Origin of the sequence: Actinoplanes sp. NPDC049118, assembly GCF_040648555.1 — a bacterium.
GTDB lineage: Bacteria > Actinomycetota > Actinomycetes > Mycobacteriales > Micromonosporaceae > Actinoplanes.
Genome location: NZ_JBEZDY010000005.1, coordinates 204,137 through 220,386, shown reverse-complemented (window position 1 = coordinate 220,386; position 16,250 = coordinate 204,137). Strand labels below are relative to the sequence as shown.

The 16,250-nt window shown below is 74.0% G+C and carries 15 protein-coding genes; 8 read left to right on the top strand and 7 right to left on the bottom strand.

The window, feature by feature from the left end; all coding sequences use genetic code 11:
* Position 1: 1 nt before the first annotated feature.
* The 3 genes from AB0B58_RS10030 to AB0B58_RS10020 all read left to right on the top strand — a co-directional run bounded on the left by AB0B58_RS10030 (position 2) and on the right by AB0B58_RS10020 (position 3,048).
* Positions 2 to 787, top strand: coding sequence for a DeoR/GlpR family DNA-binding transcription regulator (locus tag AB0B58_RS10030; RefSeq protein ID WP_360220559.1), 786 nt, complete (start codon positions 2 to 4; stop codon positions 785 to 787).
* A 69-nt stretch (positions 788 to 856) separates the two neighbouring features.
* The gene (locus AB0B58_RS10025; protein ID WP_360220927.1) at positions 857 to 1,687 is read left to right on the top strand and encodes a hypothetical protein; all 831 of its coding nucleotides are present in this window, start codon (positions 857 to 859) and stop codon (positions 1,685 to 1,687) included.
* Positions 1,684 to 3,048, top strand: coding sequence for a hypothetical protein (locus tag AB0B58_RS10020; RefSeq protein ID WP_360220556.1), 1,365 nt, complete (start codon positions 1,684 to 1,686; stop codon positions 3,046 to 3,048). Before AB0B58_RS10025 ends, AB0B58_RS10020 begins: the two co-directional genes overlap by 4 nt.
* Here AB0B58_RS10020 and AB0B58_RS10015 read toward each other — a convergent pair.
* The 3 genes from AB0B58_RS10015 to AB0B58_RS10005 all read right to left on the bottom strand — a co-directional run bounded on the left by AB0B58_RS10015 (position 2,990) and on the right by AB0B58_RS10005 (position 5,767).
* The gene (locus AB0B58_RS10015) at positions 2,990 to 4,102 is read right to left on the bottom strand and encodes a glycosyltransferase (protein WP_360220553.1); all 1,113 of its coding nucleotides are present in this window, start codon (positions 4,100 to 4,102) and stop codon (positions 2,990 to 2,992) included. The two genes, AB0B58_RS10020 and AB0B58_RS10015, sit on opposite strands and share 59 nt — an antisense overlap.
* Before the next feature lie 31 nt (positions 4,103 to 4,133).
* A complete protein-coding gene (locus tag AB0B58_RS10010; protein ID WP_360220550.1) occupies positions 4,134 to 5,093 on the bottom strand; it encodes a glycosyltransferase in 960 nt (319 codons plus the stop codon).
* Positions 5,094 to 5,167: 74 nt separating this feature from the next.
* Entirely contained in the window at positions 5,168 to 5,767 is a 600-nt protein-coding gene (locus tag AB0B58_RS10005; RefSeq protein WP_360220547.1) for a DNA mismatch repair protein MutL, read from the bottom strand.
* Between the two features lie 36 nt (positions 5,768 to 5,803).
* On the opposite strand from AB0B58_RS10005, the gene AB0B58_RS10000 reads away from it, so the two are divergent.
* The 4 genes from AB0B58_RS10000 to AB0B58_RS09985 all read left to right on the top strand — a co-directional run bounded on the left by AB0B58_RS10000 (position 5,804) and on the right by AB0B58_RS09985 (position 9,271).
* The gene (locus AB0B58_RS10000) at positions 5,804 to 6,490 is read left to right on the top strand and encodes a response regulator transcription factor (protein WP_360220544.1); all 687 of its coding nucleotides are present in this window, start codon (positions 5,804 to 5,806) and stop codon (positions 6,488 to 6,490) included.
* On the top strand, positions 6,487 to 7,815 hold the full coding sequence (locus AB0B58_RS09995) for a HAMP domain-containing sensor histidine kinase (RefSeq protein ID WP_360220541.1): 1,329 nt from the start codon (positions 6,487 to 6,489) through the stop codon (positions 7,813 to 7,815). The genes AB0B58_RS10000 and AB0B58_RS09995 overlap by 4 nt, the downstream gene beginning before the upstream one ends.
* Positions 7,816 to 7,901: 86 nt before the next feature.
* Positions 7,902 to 8,687 (top strand): lytic polysaccharide monooxygenase, encoded by a 786-nt coding sequence (locus AB0B58_RS09990; protein ID WP_360220538.1) that lies wholly within the window; start codon positions 7,902 to 7,904, stop codon positions 8,685 to 8,687.
* Entirely contained in the window at positions 8,672 to 9,271 is a 600-nt protein-coding gene (locus tag AB0B58_RS09985; protein ID WP_360220535.1) for a DUF305 domain-containing protein, read from the top strand. Before AB0B58_RS09990 ends, AB0B58_RS09985 begins: the two co-directional genes overlap by 16 nt.
* A 12-nt stretch (positions 9,272 to 9,283) precedes the next feature.
* Here AB0B58_RS09985 and AB0B58_RS09980 read toward each other — a convergent pair whose 3' ends face one another.
* The 3 genes from AB0B58_RS09980 to AB0B58_RS09970 are packed head-to-tail and all read right to left on the bottom strand — an operon-like array spanning position 9,284 to position 13,576.
* Complete coding sequence (locus tag AB0B58_RS09980; RefSeq protein ID WP_360220532.1) at positions 9,284 to 10,138, bottom strand: ABC transporter permease subunit; 855 nt, start codon at positions 10,136 to 10,138, stop codon at positions 9,284 to 9,286.
* Positions 10,135 to 12,912: an alpha/beta fold hydrolase gene (locus tag AB0B58_RS09975; RefSeq protein WP_360220529.1), complete on the bottom strand. Its 2,778-nt coding sequence runs from the start codon at positions 12,910 to 12,912 to the stop codon at positions 10,135 to 10,137. The genes AB0B58_RS09980 and AB0B58_RS09975 overlap by 4 nt, the downstream gene beginning before the upstream one ends.
* Positions 12,913 to 12,964: 52 nt before the next feature.
* Complete coding sequence (locus AB0B58_RS09970) at positions 12,965 to 13,576, bottom strand: hypothetical protein (RefSeq protein ID WP_360220526.1); 612 nt, start codon at positions 13,574 to 13,576, stop codon at positions 12,965 to 12,967.
* Positions 13,577 to 13,654: 78 nt separating this feature from the next.
* Between AB0B58_RS09970 and AB0B58_RS09965 the strand changes: the two genes are divergently transcribed.
* Positions 13,655 to 15,865: an AAA family ATPase gene (locus AB0B58_RS09965; protein ID WP_360220523.1), complete on the top strand. Its 2,211-nt coding sequence runs from the start codon at positions 13,655 to 13,657 to the stop codon at positions 15,863 to 15,865.
* Here AB0B58_RS09965 and AB0B58_RS09960 read toward each other — a convergent pair.
* Positions 15,862 to 16,242: a DUF3263 domain-containing protein gene (locus AB0B58_RS09960; RefSeq protein WP_360220924.1), complete on the bottom strand. Its 381-nt coding sequence runs from the start codon at positions 16,240 to 16,242 to the stop codon at positions 15,862 to 15,864. The two genes, AB0B58_RS09965 and AB0B58_RS09960, sit on opposite strands and share 4 nt — an antisense overlap.
* Positions 16,243 to 16,250 lie beyond the last annotated feature (8 nt).

The window sequence follows — 16,250 nt, the reverse complement described above, 5'->3', positions numbered from 1 at the left end:
GGTGGACCGGTACGCGCGGTGGAATGCCCTGCTCGAGCTGCTCGCGGAGAGCGGCCGGGTCAGCGTCGAGGACGCGGCCGACAAGCTCGACGTCTCGCAGGCGACCATCCGCCGGGACTTCGACCAGCTCGGCCAGCAGCAGATGATCACCCGGACCCGGGGCGGCGCGGTCGCCAACGGCGTCTCGTACGACCTGCCGCTGCGCTACAAGAGCGCCAAGCACTCGGCGGAGAAGCAGCGGATCGGCGAGGCGGCGGCGAACCTGGTCGTGCCCGGCACGGTCGTCGGCCTCAACGGCGGCACGACCATGACCGAGGTGGCCCGGGCCCTCGCGGTGCGGCCCGACCTCAACACCAGCGGCGACGGCGCCCAGCTCACCGTGGTGACCAACGCGCTCAACATCGCCAACGAACTGCTGGTCCGCTCGCGGATGAAGATCGTGGTGGCCGGCGGCGTGGTGCGCCCGCAGTCGTTCGAGCTGGTCGGCCCGCTGGGCGGGGCGCTGCTCAAGGAGGTCACGCTCGACATCGTGCTGCTCGGCGTCGACGCGCTCGACGTCGAGCTGGGCGCCGCGGCGCATCACGAGGGCGAGGCCGCGATGAACAGCCTGATGGTCGCCCGGGCCAAGCGCGTCGTGGTGATCGCCGACTCGTCGAAGCTCGGCGGGCACGCGTTCGCCCGGATCTGCCCGATCAGCAAGGTGGAGACCCTGGTCACCGACTCGGGGGCGCCGCCGGAGCTGCTGGAGGGCTTCCGCGACGCCGGCGTGCAGGTCGTCTGCGCCTGATCGGCTGCCGGACACCCGGCGGACGACCGTCGTTGACGTGCCGTACGCCTGCGCGGTGTGCGATGGGGTGTGCACCACGCCAACCACTACTACGGGCACTCGCACGTGCTGGCCCGCTACTGCGGCCTCGACGACGCCGACCCGCCCCGCCTGCACGGCTACCTGCAGCACGGCTGGAACATCGGTGACGGCCTCGCCGCCGACCACGAGTTCGTCGCCGGCACCCCGGTGCTGCTCTGGTCGGAGCGGACCCGGCGGCGCGCCTGGTCGCTGGGGCGGCGGGAGACCTATGTCGTCGGCTCGCCCTGGGCGTACCTGCTGCGGATGGAGCGGGATCCGGGGGTACGGCGGGAGGGCACGATCTGGTACCCGTTCCACGGCTGGGAGGGCCAGCACGTGCTGGGCGACCACGCCCGGCTCATCGCGGAGATCAGGGACACCGAGCCCGGCCCGGTCACCGTCTGCCTGTACTGGCAGGAGTACCGCACGGCGAGCGTGCGCCGCCGCTACGAGCGGGCCGGCTTCCGGGTCATCTGCCACGGCTACCGCGGCGGCAGGTGGGAGCGCCTGGACCCGGAGTTCCTCCGCCGCCAGTCGGCGGAGCTGCGCCGGCATCGCCGGGTCGCGTCCAACCGCCTCTGCAGCGCGGTCCTCTACGGCGCGCTGGCCGGCTGCGAGCCGGCGGTCTACGGCGACCCCATGCTGCTCGACCGCGAGGACCTCGCCCTCGGCGGGCCGGAGCGGATCCGGCGCCAGTGGCCGGAGCTGCACGGCCCGTGGGTCGACCCGGCCGCGGCGCAGGAGATCGCGGTCGCCGAACTCGGCGCCGACCGCCTGCTCCCGCCGGCCGAGCTGACCCGCATCCTCGGCTGGCAGACGGCGAACGGTGGTGTCCGATGAACCCGCGGCTGCTCGGCGACGAGATGGTGCGGTGGTCGGACCTCGACGGCGCACACGGTCCGGGGCCGGCGCGGGGCGCCGCGCTCGGTCCGCTGCTGGGCGCGGCCAGTGGCCGGACCCTCATCGCCGGTCCGCACGACCCGGCGCTGGTCGGCCTGGCCCCGGCCGACGACCTGACGCTGCTGGTCCGGGGCGTTGCCGACGGCCACGCGCTCGCGGCCGGCTTCCCCGAGGCCACCGTCTGCGTCGGCGGCCTCGCCAAGTTCGGCGCCGAGGCACCGTTCGACACCGTGATCGCGCTGGCCGGCCTGGAGGTGCTCGCCTCGGCCGAGGGCGTCGAGCTGTCCTGGGGCCAGTCCCTCGACCTGCTGCTCGACCTGCTCCGGCCCGGCGGAACCCTGCTGCTCACGGTGGAGAACCACCTCGGCCTGCACCGGTTGGTCGCGCTGCCGGGACGGCCGGCCGACGCGGACTGGACGGCGGCCGGCGAGCACGACCCGAGCCGGCCCGCCGGGCTCGCCCGGGTGCTGGACCGGCTGGGACCGGCGGCCCGCGCCTACGCGGCGTACCCGGACCCGCTCGCGCCGACGTGTGTGCTCGAGGCCGGCGAGCTGGACCGCGAGGACGTTACCGGTGCGCTGGCGGCGCTGCTGACCCGCGCCGTCGAGCCCCTCGGCAACGTGCTGACGGACCCGCGCCGGCTCGCGGTCAGCGCCCTGCGACACGGCGCCGCGGCGCAGCTTGCGCCGGCCTGGATCCTGGCCGTCGGTGCCGACGTCGACCTGCGCCGGACGCTGCCGTCCGGGCGTACCCTCCATGATCTTTTGTTGGCCGCCGCGCTCGAGCGGGACCTGCCCGCCGTGCGTGAGCTGCTCGGCGCCTGGCTGGACGGCCCGGCCGCCGGGGTACCGGCCGACCAGGTCGTCGTCGGCGCCGCGGGGGAGCTCACCGCGCTCGCCCCGGCGGAGGATCCCGGCGCGGCCCTGGCGCGCTTCGCCGCGGACCTGATCGACGGCGGCTATCCCCATCCCTGGCCGGCGCCGCGGAGCCCGGCCGAGCTGGCCGTCACCCTGGCCGCGATGACCGGGCGGGAGATCGATCCGCCCGAGCGGGCCGGCGGCCGTACCGACCTGGGTGTCCGGGAACTGCTCGCCGCCCGGTCGCGGCTGGCGGAGGAGCTGGCGCAGGCCAGGGCGAAACAACTCTGGTATGAACAGATGCTCGTCGAGCGCGAGGCGGCGCTGAAACGCCTCCAGCGGATCAACCTGGTGCTCGCCGCGACGGCACCCGCGCGGGCGCTGCTCAGCGGCGCCCGGGCGGCGCGGCGGACCGCGCGCCGCGTCCTGCGCCCGCGCGGATAGCGTCGTACAGGTCCTCGAGCCGGCCGGACTGCCGGCGCAGGTCGAAGTGGGTCTCGACGCGTTCGCGGGCCTGGCGGCCGAGTCGTTCCCGCAGGCCCGGGTTGCCGAGCAGCCGCTGGATGTGGTGCGCGGTCGCGGTGCTGTCCCCCTCGGCGCCGAGCATGCCTGTCTCGCCGTGCACGACGGCCTCCGGGATGCCGCTGTGCCGGGTCGACACCGCGGGTATGCCCTGGACGGCGGCCTCCAGGATGGTGGTCGGCAGGCCCTCCGAGTCGCCGTCCGCGGCGGTCTTGGACGGCGCGGCGAGCAGGCGTGACTCGGCCAGATGGCGGCTGACCTGCGCGGGCGTCTGCGCGGGAAGGAACGTGGCGTCCAGGCGAAGATCGGCGGCGCGCGCCCGCATGGTGTCGCGCAGCGGCCCGGAGCCGATGAGGAGCGCCCGCGGTCGCGGCGGCGGCAGCGCGCCGAGGGCGTCGATGAGGTCGTCGACGCCCTTCTTCTCGACGAACCGCCCGACGAAGACGACGTCCCACTTCTTCGGCGTCGCCAGGGCCGGGGCGATCGGCACGCCGGTGTGGTGCACGAGCACCTTCTCCGGGTCCGCGCCGAGTGCGATCGCCCGGCCGCGGATGTGCTCCGAGACGGCCAGCACGACGGCGGCGCGTTCGAAGGCCGTACGCAGGTTGCGGCGGTAGCGGCCGCCGCGGGCCCCGGAGGACTCCGGCTGCCTCGTCACGTCGTGGCCGTGCACGGTGACGACCAGCGGCGCGCCGGCCTCCGCCGCGGCGTGGCTCACCAGCCAGCCGTCGCCGCCGAAGTGTGCGTGCACCAGATCCGGCCGAAGCCGGGCGACGAGCCGCGTCAGCCGCGGCGAGGAGCCGGTCAGCCGCAGCCGCAGAAAGGCCCGCCGGCCGGCCGCGCTGTCCGGATAGACGATCACGTCGGAGTCCTCGGACAGCGCCGACTCCTCCCTGGTGGCGCCGAGGTACACGGGCCGCCACCGGGCCAGGGCGCGGCCGTGGTTGCGGACGAACGTCTCCGAACCGGACAGCATGGCGCTGCGCCAGATGACGACGCGGCACTCCCTACCGTGCGGCATCGGCCCGGGCGGCGCGGCCGCGGCCGAGCACCTTGTCGCGCAGCCGGTGCCGCAGCCCCGGCGGCAGGCCCCAGATCTGCAGGAAGGTCAGGTAGTCGATCGCGCCGGGGCGGCCGTGCGTGCGCGCCTCGCGGAGCAGTTCGCCGAAGACCTTCGCGCTGCGGGTCGGCGCGGCCATCGAGCTCAGCACGCTCATCGTGAACGCCGCGTACGCCCGCGGTGTGAACAGGTCGCGGCTGCGCCGCAGCCACTCGAGCTGCTGCCGCCACGGCATCTCGAGGCTGATGCGTTCCCGGTTCTCGTCCTGGTGCCAGATCACGAGGGCGTCCGGTGCGACGATCAGCTCGACGTCGTCGTGGCGTACGGCCCGCAGGGTCCAGTCGAGCTCCTGCTGACGGCGCAGCCCGACGGTGAACGGGACCCGGCGGAAGAGCTCGGCCGGCGCCAGGATCGTGGAGGTCTGTATGAAGCCGTCGCCGTAGAACAGGCCGCGACGCACGGTCAGGTACTCGCTGACCGGCTCGTCCGGGCCCGGCAGCCGGCGCGGCATCACCGACTCGGCCCGAGGGGTGCGGTTGAGCAGCCGGCTCGCGACGATCGGCGCCGCCGCCCGGGCGGAGTGCGCGAGCTTCAGCTGCACCTCGAGCTTGCCGGGCAGCCACTCGTCATCGTCGTCGAGCATGGCCGTCCAGCGCCCGCGCGCGGCGCCGGCGCCGGTGTTGCGGGCGTGCGGCGCCCCGCCCTTGACCGGCTGCAGCAGCACCCGCAGGCGGGGATCGGGGATCGCCGACAGGGCGGCGACGGTCCCCTCGTCGGGGCCGTCGACGACGACGACGATCTCGAGATCGTCCATGGTCTGTGCCAGCACGCCGGTGACGGCGCGGGTTACCAGATCGGGGCGGGAGCGGGTGGGGATGACGACGCTCACCTCTGGCGCGTAGGTCATCGGCCGGACGCTAGTGAGCCGAGGCGGCGCCCAGGTGAATCCCGCTCGTCATCGAGGCGACGGCCCGCCGTCGGCTACTGGCCGATCTCGGTGACCTCGGCGAAGGGGCGATCGACGTTCCACACCACGTGGATCACGAAGCTGTGGTTTACCTCGTTGAAGTAGACCGCGAGGTTGTCCGGGCTGTTCTGCACCGTCGCCACCGAGTAGCCGTCGCTGGGCGTGGCCGTGACCACCCGCACCTCGCCCTCGGTCACCCGGATCACCGCCTGGCCGCCGTCGACCCGGAACGAGCGCACGAAGGTCCTGTCGCCGGCGCCGTCCGTGGTCACCGTCCAGCCGTCCTCGGTGGTGGTCGTGGTCTGCGCGGGCGGCGTCGTCCGCGCCGAGGGTGTGGCCGAGGTCCGGGTCGGGGTGGCGCCGGGCTTGGCGGTCCTGGTCCGCGACGGGGTGGTGCTCGTGCCCGGCTCCGGGGACGCCGCCGGCGGGCTGCCCGGCAGCGGCGACGGGGCTATCGCCCCGGAGTCGCGCAACTGATCGACGGAGACCACGGCGCTCTCGTCCGACGTGGCGGCGCGCAGCACCGGCAGCATGGCCACCGAGGCCAGCGCGACGCTGGTCGCGGTCGCGGCGCACCAGCCGAGCACCGGGACCAGGCTTCGGTGAGATCGCACGTGGGCCATGATCGCACTTCCCCCTAGTGTTGTCCCATGGCGCTGATTCTTCTTGTCGAGGACGACCGGAACATCTCGGCCGCCCTGACGCGCGCGCTGACGGACGCCGGCCACGTCGTGCGGCCGGTCGCGCAGGCGGCCGAGGCGCTCAGGATCCTCACCGAGGAGCGGCCGGACCTGGTCATCCTCGACCTGGGCCTGCCCGACATCGACGGCGCCGACGCGCTGCGGATGATGCGGTCGGTCTCCGAGGTGCCGGTCATCGTCGCCACCGCGCGGCGCGCCGAGGCCGACATCATCACGCTGCTCAGCGCCGGCGCCGACGACTACGTGACCAAGCCCTTCTCCGCCGGCCACATCCTGGCCCGGATCGGGGCGGTGCTGCGCCGGACCCGGGCGGCCGCCGACATGACGCCGAACACCATCACGGTGGGTGACCTCGTCATCCAGCCCCGGCAGCGGCGGGCCGCGCTGCACGGCAAGCCCCTACAGCTCACCCGCCGCGAGTTCGACGTCCTCACCTACCTGGCCGAACGGGTCGGGCAGGTGATCAGCCGCCGCGAGCTGCTGGCCGAGGTGTGGAACCAGTCGCGGATCGGCGAGGAGCAGACGATCGACGTGCACATCTCCTGGCTGCGCCGCAAGCTCGGCGAGACCGCCGCCGCGCCGCGCTTCCTGCACACCGTGCGCGGCGTCGGAGTGATGATGGTCGAACCGAAGTGAGATGGGAGCTGAACCGGCTGGCGCTGGCCATCACGTCGATGGTGGCCCTGGCCTTTCTGGTGCCGCTGACGTTCGCGACGCGGCAGATCGCGCACGACCGGGCCATCGGCGACGCACGCCAGCAGGCCGCGGCGATGGTCGCGGCCCTCGCCGTCGACGCCGACCCGCAGCTGCTGACCAGCGCGGTCGCCAGCACGGTCGCTGGCGGCGCGGGCCGGCTCGCCGTCCACCTGCCGGGCATCGCGCCGGTCGGCGCCTCGCACGTCACCGGCGCCGACGTCGCCTCGGCCAACCGCTATCGCCGCCCGGTGACCGCCGCCGCGCCGGGCGGGATCGCCTACCTGCAGCCCAGCGTGCTCAGCGACGGGCGCGCGGTGGTCATCGAGGTCTTCGTCACCGACGACGAGATGCGCCGCGGGGTCTGGCCGGCCTGGCTCGCGCTCGGCGGCCTCGCCCTCGTGCTCGTCGGCGGCTCGGTGCTCGTCGCGGACCGGCTCGGCGCGCGCCTGGTCCGCGCGACCCGGGAGCTGGCCGACTCCAGCCGCCGGCTCGGCGCCGGCGAACTCGCCGTCCGGGTGCAACCGTCCGGGCCGCCCGAGCTGCGCGACGCCGCGCTGGCCTTCAACACGATGGCCGGTGACCTGCGCCGGCTGCTCGATGCGGAACGCGAACTCGCCGCGGACCTGTCGCACCGGCTCCGCACGCCGCTCACGGCGCTGCGGCTCGACGCGGACACCATGCCCCCGGGCCTGATCGCGGACCGGATGCGGCAGGCCTGCGACATGCTCGACGAGGAGCTGGAGGCGATCATCGCGGGCGCCCGGCTCGGCGTGGAGGCCCGCGGCTCGGAGCGCTCCGACCTGGTGGAGGTGCTGGCCGAGCGGCTCGCCTTCTGGTCGGCGCTGGCCGAGGACCAGTCGCGGCCGTGGAAGGTGATCGGCGGCGACCGGCCGGTGCCCGTACCGCTGCCGCGCAGCGAGCTGATCCTGGCCGTCGACGCCCTGCTCGGCAACGTCTTCGCGCACACGCCCGAGGGCGTCGCCTTCCGGGTGACCGTCTCCGAGGCCGGCCTGCTCGTCGACGACGCCGGCCCGGGCATCAGCGACCCGGCGAACGCGGTGCAGCGCGGGGTCAGCGGGGCCGGCTCCTCCGGCCTGGGGCTCGACATCGTGCGCCGGGTGGCCGAGGCGGCGGGCGGCAGGCTGACCATCGACCGCAGCCCGCTCGGCGGCGCGAGGATCGCGATGCTGCTCGAGGCGCCGCGGCCCGGACCCGACCCGCAGAGCCCGCGCGTGACCGGACGGCGGCGCCGCGGAGCTTCATGATCCCTTCTGGAGCCTTTAAGGCTGCGTTATGGAACGCGTCGTTACGGTTCCCGCCGTAAAGCACCTCCACGACACGTTGGGAGACCATGACGATGCGCAGGTCCATCGCATATCCGCTGGTGGCGCTGGGGGCGGCCGGCTCGACGCTGTTCGTCGCCGCACCCGCTCTCGCGCACGGCTACGTCTCCTCGCCGCCGAGCCGCCAGGCGCTCTGCGCGTCGGGCGCGGTGGCGAACTGCGGCCAGATCCAGTTCGAGCCGCAGAGCGTCGAGGGCCCCAAGGGCCTCAAGTCCTGCGACGGCGGCGTGGCGGGCTTCTCGGTGCTCGCGGACGAGAGCCGCAACTGGCCGGCGAAGGCCGTCGGGAAGACGGTCTCGTTCACCTGGGTGATGACGGCGCGCCACCGCACCAGCAACTGGGAGTACTTCGTCGGCGGCAAGAAGGTCGCGACGGTCGACGGCGGCAACGCCCAGCCGGACGCGGTGGTCACGCACGACATCGACCTGGGCGCGTTCCCGGGCCGGCAGAAGGTGCTCGCGGTCTGGAACATCGGTGACACGGCGAACGCCTTCTACAACTGCGTAGACCTGAACATCGGCGGCGGCGCGGATTCCGGCGCCCCGGCGCCCACCACCGCGCCCACGACCGCCGCGCCCACCACTGCGCCGACCACGGCGGCGCCGACCGCCGTACCCACCACCGGCGCCCCGGCCCCGGCGGAAGACGGCAAGGCGTGGGCCCCTGGCGTCGCCTATCGCACGGGTGACGAGGTCACCTACGAGGGCGTGAGATACAAGTGCCGCCAGGGGCACTCGTCGATCCGCAGCTGGGAGCCGTCGATCTTCACCCTCGCGCTGTGGCTCCCGCTGTGAGGCTCCGCCACGCGACGGTCGTGATCGCCGCCGCCCTGCTGCTGGGCGCCTGCGGCACCGCGCCGCAGGCCGCGCCGAACACGGTCGTCGCGACGGAGGCCGCGCTGCGGGCCGAGGGCGGCCACAACGACACCGACGTGATGTACCTCCAGATGATGATCGCGCATCACCGGCAGGGCCTGGAGATGGTCCGCCTGGCCGAGAAGGGCGCCTCGCGGTCCGAGATCCGCACCCTGGCCAAGGCGATCGACGTGACCCAGTCCGACGAGCTCAAGCTGATGACCGACTGGCTGGCGCAGTGGTCGAAGCCGACCACTGTGGACCACGCGCCGAGCGCGCACGCCGACCACGGCGGCCTGCCGGCCACCGGGCCGGAGGAGCTCGCGGCGCTCCGGAAGGCGAAGGGCGCGAAGTTCGAGACGACGTTCCTGAGCCTGTTCGTCGCGCATCAGCACAACGCGGTCGAGATGGCCAAGATGGAGACCACCCAGGGCGGCAACGCCGAGGCGAAGGCCCTCGCGGAGCGGGTCCGGCTGTCGAGGACGGACCAGATCCAGCAGATGCTCAAGCTCATGAACGGCTGACCGCCCCGCCGGCTACGAGGTGATGTCCTTGCGGGTGAAGCGGTAGAACGCCAGCGACCAGAAGACGGTCGCGTAGGAGATCGCCGAGATCGCGCCCCGCACCACGTCGTCAGTCTGCATCGGGGTCGACAGCAGGCCCAGCCACGCGTCGCTGTAGTGGGTGGGCAGGAAGTCCCTGATCGAGCCCAGCGCCGTGATCTGGTCCAGGATGCTCGACAGGATCCACAGCAGGACCGCGCCGCCGACCGCGCCGAGGGCCGCGTCGGTCAGCACCGACAGCAGGAAGGCCAGGCCAGCGACCACCAGCAGCACCACCGCGAGGTAGCCGAGGATCGCCAGCAGCCGCAGCACGCCCTCGCCCGCCGGGATCTCGGCGGCGACCGTGCTGCCCAGCGGGGACCAGCCGTATCGCAGCGTGCCGATCAGCAGGGCCGTGCCGGCCAGCGTGAGCAGCGCCAGCAGGGAGTAGCCCAGCGCCACGATCAGCTTCACGCCGAGCAGGCGCGCCCGGGGCACCGGGATCGCCAGCAGGTAGCGCAGGCTGCCCCAGCTCGCCTCGCTCGCCACCGTGTCGCCGCAGAACAGCGCCACCACCACGACGAGCAGGAAGCCCGCCGAGACGAAGATGCTGAAGAGCGCGAAGTTCAGGCCGCCCGAGGTGGCCAGTTCGACCAGGCTGGAGAACGCGCCGCGGCCGTTGTCGTCGTCGCCGTCCCCGCCGAACTCGAACGCGAGCAGGATGATGATCGGCAACAGGACCATGAAACCCAGGGCCAGCTGGGTACGCCGGCGCGAGGCCTGCCGGCGTACCTCGGCCATCAGGGGCAGGGTCTTCGTCGCCCGGTAGCCGGTAGCGGCCGCGCTCATCGGTCTCCACTTCCTCGCGAGTTGTCGCCCACCAGGGCCAGGAACGCGTCCTCGAGTCGGCGCCGCGGCACCACCCGGTCCACCCCGACGCCGGCACGCACCAGCGACGCGACCACCTCCGCGCGCGGCGTCCCGTTCATGTCGACGATCAGGCCCGACGTGCCGTCCGGTGTCACCGAGCGGACGTTCAGGCCGGCCAGTACCTCCGAGGCGGCGTACACGTCGGAGACCTCCAGTTGCACCGACGGCGAGTCGCCGACGATGTCGTCGACCGGGCCGGACGCCACGATCCGGCCCTTGTTGACCACCACCGCGTGCGTGCAGGTCTGCTCGACCTCCGCGAGCAGGTGGCTCGAGACCAGCACGGCCCGGCCGTCCGTCGCGTAGCGCCTCAGCACCCGCCGCATCTCCGCGATCTGCGGCGGGTCGAGGCCGTCCGTCGGCTCGTCCAGCACCAGCAACTCCGGCAGGCCGAGCATTGCCTGTGCGATCGCCAGGCGCTGCCGCATGCCGTGGCTGTAGTTCCTGGTACGCCGGTGAATCGAGTCGCCGAGCCCGGCGATCTCCAGCGCCTCGTCGAAGCGGGCGTCCTCGTCGGGCCGGCCGGACGCACGCCAGTACGCCCGCAGGTTCTCCAGCCCGGTCAGATGCGGCAGGAAGCCCGGCCCCTCGACCAGCGCGCCGACCCGCGACAGCACCGGCGATCCCGGCTCGAGGCGGTGCCCGAAGACCAGCGCGTCGCCCTCGGTCGGCATCGTCAGGCCCATCAGCACCCGCAGCGTCGTCGTCTTGCCCGCGCCGTTCGGCCCCAGCAGGCCGACCACCTGGCCCCGCTCGACGGTGAAGTCGACCCGTTCCACGGCGACGAACCCGTCGCCGTACGCCTTGCGTAGGCCCCGGACCACCAGCGGCGTCTCCGCGTACTCGTCGATCGTGGGTGCCTCCTGGCGCCGCAGCCGGCGGCGGCGCACCGCCAGGACCACGGCGAGCCCGACCACGATGACCGCGATCAGGCCCGCGAGCACGTAACGCCAGATCACCTGCGGGTTCGCGATCGGCGTGCCCACCACCGTCGGCAGGCTGACCGCCGGCTCGACCGCGACCGTGTACGTCGTCGGGTCCGCCGGGGTGAGGAACGCCTGGTCGGAGGTCGCCACCGTGACCCGGACCAGGTGGCCCGCGTCGATGCGGCGCACGATCGCCGGCAGCGTCACCGTGACCGCGGGCGCGGCGGCGACGTCGGCGGGCAGCCCGGTCAGCCGGACCGGGGCGATGAGCCCGCCGCTGAGCGTGGCGGTGCCGCTCGGGTCCACGTCGTAGAGCTTCACGAAGACCGTCGCCGAGCCGGTCGCGGACGCGACCCTCAGCCGCACGGTCGGGGCGCCGACCACCTCGATCGCGCTCGGCACCGGTGCCGAGTCGAACTCGGCGTGCTGGCCGGCGAGGTCGCCGGCCACGCTGCCGAGCAGCGAGCTGACCTGGCCGCCGATGCCGGGCAGCGAGGAGAGGGCGCCCGGGTTGCCGTTGGGCGGGTTGGCGATCTGCTGCGCGCGGCCGCCGACGGCGACGTCCGTGCTGCCGGTCCCGGTCAGCCCGGGGTACGCCGGGTCGGAGTAGCCGTTGGTGACCAGCCCGCGGTCCAGCGCGCTGAAGCCGGCCACCCGCGAGTAGGTGAAGCTGTTCGCGGGCGCGTCGCCGGTCTTCTTCACGTAGTGGTCGAGCCACTGCACGGTCAGGAACTTGGTGCGGTCCTGGTCGGTCTGCGGGCCGGGGCCGCCGTCGTGGCCGCCGGTGAACCAGGCGACCCGGACCGGGGTGCCGGCGGCCGCGATGCCGCGGGCGTTGGCGTCCGCCTCCGACAGCGGGAAGAGCGTGTCGACGGCGCCCTGGATGAGCAGCGTCGGCGCCTTGATCCGGTCGATGACCGGGGCCGGGCTGGAGCGCCGCAGCAGCGCGGTCGTCGCGGCGTCCGGGGTGCCGGTCGTCGCCATCTTCAGGTACGCGGCGCAGACGTCGGCCGCGAAGCGCCCGCACGCGGGATCCGCGCCGGCCGGCCGCGGCGCGGCGGCTCGGCCGCCGGTGAAGCCCTCGGCCGACGACGAGCCGCTGCCGAAGAACAGGCCGGCCCAGCTCTTCTTGAACACGCCCGGCGCGGTCACCGCGGAGGCCGACTGCGGGAAGAACGCCCTGCCGAGGTCGTTCCAGGTGATCATCGGAACGATCGCGTCGACCCGTGGATCCTGGGCGGCGAGCAGCAACGCCAGCGCGCCGCCGTACGAGCCGCCTACCACGCCGACCCGCGGGTCCCCGGCCGCGTCGGTCAGCACCCGCGGCTGCGCGGCCAGCCAGTCCAGCAGCCGGGAAGCGTCCCTGACCTCGTAGTCGGGGCTGTCCAGGTGGATCTCGCCGCCGCTGGTGCCGAAGCCGCGCGCGGTCCAGGTCAGCACCGCGTAGCCGCGGTCGGCCAGCGCCTCCGCGTCGTCGCTCACGGAGTTCTTCGTACCGCCGAAGCCGTGCCCCAGCAGCACCGCCGGCACCTTGGTTTCCCCGCCGGAGGGCAGGTAGAGGCGGGTGTCCAGGTCCACCGGCTCGGTGCCGGACGGCCCCGACAGCACGGTCAGCCGCTGGTCGACGGCGGTCCAGGACCTGCGCTCGGGCAGCGCGGCCCAGCCCGCCAGGGCGGCGAACAGGACCAGGACCACCGAACCGGACACCACCCGGCGCCGCGTCGCTCTGGGCAGGGCACGGCGTAGCCGGGCAGGCAGGGAGGACATGCGCCAACGCTAGCGGCGGGCCGCTGAGCGGGAGCTGTGAAGGCGGGCCGCGCTAGCAGCCCTGCTTGTCGGTGTAGTAGAACCGCACGACATCGCCCGCGCCGGCGTCGATCGAGGCCACCTTGCCGTCCTTGATCCGGAAGAGCAGGGCGTTGCCGCCGTCGAGGGTGTACCAGGCGCTCGCGCCCACCCAGTCGTCGAGCTGCTTCCCGCTCGGGTACATGCCCTTGAGGTCGGCGTAGCTCGTGCCGATCTTCGCGCCCGTCGGGGTGGCGACCTTCGTGCTGGTCACCGTCAGCCGCTGCAGCTTGCCGCCGGTGAACGCCAGCGCGGGAGCGTGGTACTTGCCGAGGCCCTTGGTGGTGGCGCAGGTCTCCTTGGTGGTGACCTTGCCGACCAGGCCGGCGGTCTTCAGCTCGCCCTGCGCGACCCCGATCGCGTACGGCCCGATGCCGGCGGCCGTCAGCACGCCCGGCGAGCCGACGGGCTTCGCCGCGGACGTGCTCTCGACGTTCGGCGCGCCCGGATCCGCCGACGCGCTGGGCCCGCCCGGCGCGCCGTCCGTGAACGCACCCAGGGCCCGGTCGTCCGGGTCGTCACCGCATCCGGCGACGCCGAGGACGGTCAGCATGGCAACGGCCAAAGTGGCGTGACGGAACCTCATCGCGTGGTGCCTCCCCAGGCAGCGAACGGCGGCTAGCGTGTCAACCTAGTCCCCCTCGTCCAAATGGAGGCCCCCGCGGTGCCAGACGACCTCACGCTGACCGTCACCCAGCGGCCCGCGGCCCTCGACGCCCGCCGCGGCATCGTCCGTCTGCATCCCGAGGTGATGGCGGCGCTCGCCGTCAATCCGGGCGATCCGCTGCGGCTCGAGGGCCGCCGGACGACGGCCGGTATCGCCGCGCGGGCCGAGTCGACGGCGAGCCGGGCCCTGCTCTACGCCGACGATCTGATCCTCGGCAATCTGGGCCTGCGCGACGGCGGCCAGGTGACGGTCACGCCGGTGCCGGTGGTCGAGGCGCGGCGGGTCACGCTCGCCGGGCCGGCCGAGATCGTCGCGGTGGTCTCGCCGGAGATGCTGCGCCTCGCCCTGCTCGGCAAGGTGGTCACCGCGGGCGACGACGTCTCGCTGCTGCCGCAGGACGTGCTCCCCGACGCCGGCCACCGGCCGCTGGTCGAGGCCGCGCGGCGCAGCCTCGCCAACCGCGTCGGCTATGCCTGGACCAGCACGCTGCTCACGGTGATCGCGCTCGAGGGCGCCGATTCCGCCCTGGTCACAATGGACACGGTGGTCGGCTGGCAGGACGGACAGTTCTCCTCCGTACGCGACCAGGCCGCGCCCCCGGCGGCGGCCGGGCGGCCGGCGTCCACCGACCCGGACACGCCACCGCCCAGCCTGGGCGACCTGCCCGGCCTCAAGACGCAGGCGCAGGAGCTCGTCGAGCTGCTCGACCTCGGCTTCCACCACCGCGAGGTGCTCGGCCGGCTCGGCACCACGGTCTCGCTCGGCGTCCTCGTCAGCGGGCCGGCCGGCTCGGGCAAGTCGGCGCTGGTCCGGGCGGTGGCCGCCGAGGTGGGTGCGACAGTGCTGTCCGTGTGGGGGCCGGAGCTGGCCGCGCTCACCAACGACTCGGCGGCGACCCGGCTGCGCGGCCTGGCCCGCGACGTGCGCTCGGGCGGCCCGGCCGTGCTGTTGATCGCCGACATCGAGGCGCTCGCGCCCCGCGACGACCCGGGGCCGCTGGCGAGCGTCTTCCGCCAGGTCCTGGCCGAGCTGCTGAAGTCGGGCGGCGCCGTGGTGTGCACGACGAGCCGGCCCGAGGCGGTCGATCCCGGCCTGCGCGCGCCGGATCTGCTCGCCGTGCAGCTGGCCGTGCCGCTGCCGGACGCGGCGATGCGGCTCGAGCAGCTGCGGGTGCTGACCCGCGGCATGCCGCTGGCGGAGGACGTGCGGCTGGACGACGTCTCCGGGCGTACCCCCGGATTCGTCGCCGCCGACCTGGGTGCCCTGGCCCGCGAGGCCGGGGTGCGCGCGGCCCTGCGCCAGAAGGACGCCGAGTCGCCGACCGTGACGATGGCCGATTTCGAGGCCGCGCTCGACGTGGTCCGGCCGACCTCGATGGCCGATTCGACGCTCGAGGTCGCGCAGGTGACGTTGGACGACGTCGGCGACATGGTCGAGGTGAAGCAGACCCTCACCGAGTCGGTGCTGTGGCCGCTGACCTATCCGGACACGTTCGCGCGGCTCGGTGTGCAGCCGCCGCGCGGTGTCCTGCTGTACGGCCCGCCCGGCTGCGGCAAGACGTACCTGGTCAAGGCCATCGCGGGGACGGGCAAGGCGAACGTGCTCTCGGTCAAGGGCGCCGAGTTGCTCAGCAAGTGGGTGGGCGACAGCGAGCGGGCCGTCCGGGAGCTGTTCCGGCGGGCCCGGGAGGCCGCGCCGACGCTGGTCTTCCTGGACGAGGTGGACGCGCTCGCACCGACCCGGGGCCAGTCCACCGACGGTGGCACCACCGACCGGGTGGTGGCCGCGCTGCTGACCGAGTTGGACGGCGTGGAGTCGCTGCGCAACGTGGTGGTGATCGGCGCGACGAACCGGCCCGACCTGATCGACCCGGCGCTGCTGCGCCCGGGCCGGCTGGAGCGCCTGGTCTTCGTGCCCCCGCCGGACGGCGCGGCGCGGGCCGCGATCCTGCGCGCGTCCGCCAGGTCGGTGCCGCTCGACGGCGCGGTGGACCTGGACGAGCTCGGCGCGTCGCTGGAGGGCTACTCGGCGGCGGACTGCGCCGCGCTGATCCGCGAGGCCGCGCTCGCCGCGATGCGCGAGTCGCTGGACGCGTCCACGGTGACGGCGGCGCACGTCGGCATCGCCCGCACGCGGGTGCGTGCCTCGCTGGACCCGGTGCAGGTCGCCTGGCTGGAGGCGTACGCCTCCACGCACGCTCCGGGCTAGCGCCGCCGGGTGCGTGCCCGGGTCGAGCGCAGGCGGCGCAGCCGGCCGATCAGGACCGGGTCGTGCGCATGCGCCGCCGGGTTGTCCAGCAGGGCGTTGAGCAGTTGGTAGTAGCGCGTGGACGACAGGCCGAAAGCGTCGCGGATCGCCTGCTCCTTGGAGCCGGCGTGCTTCCACCACTTGCTCTCGAACGCGAGGATCTGCAGCTCACGCTCGGAGAGTGCGGGTGCCGGGGTGGTCTCGGTCCCGGCATCGGCGTCGCGGGGCGCCGGGATCTGCTCGTTGAGTTCGGCGTCGGGCTGCATGGCGCTCCTGGGCGGTGGGAGAGCACGCACAGATGTACGAAGGGGATCGCCAGCATAGTGGCAGCCGCCGATCCCCGCCG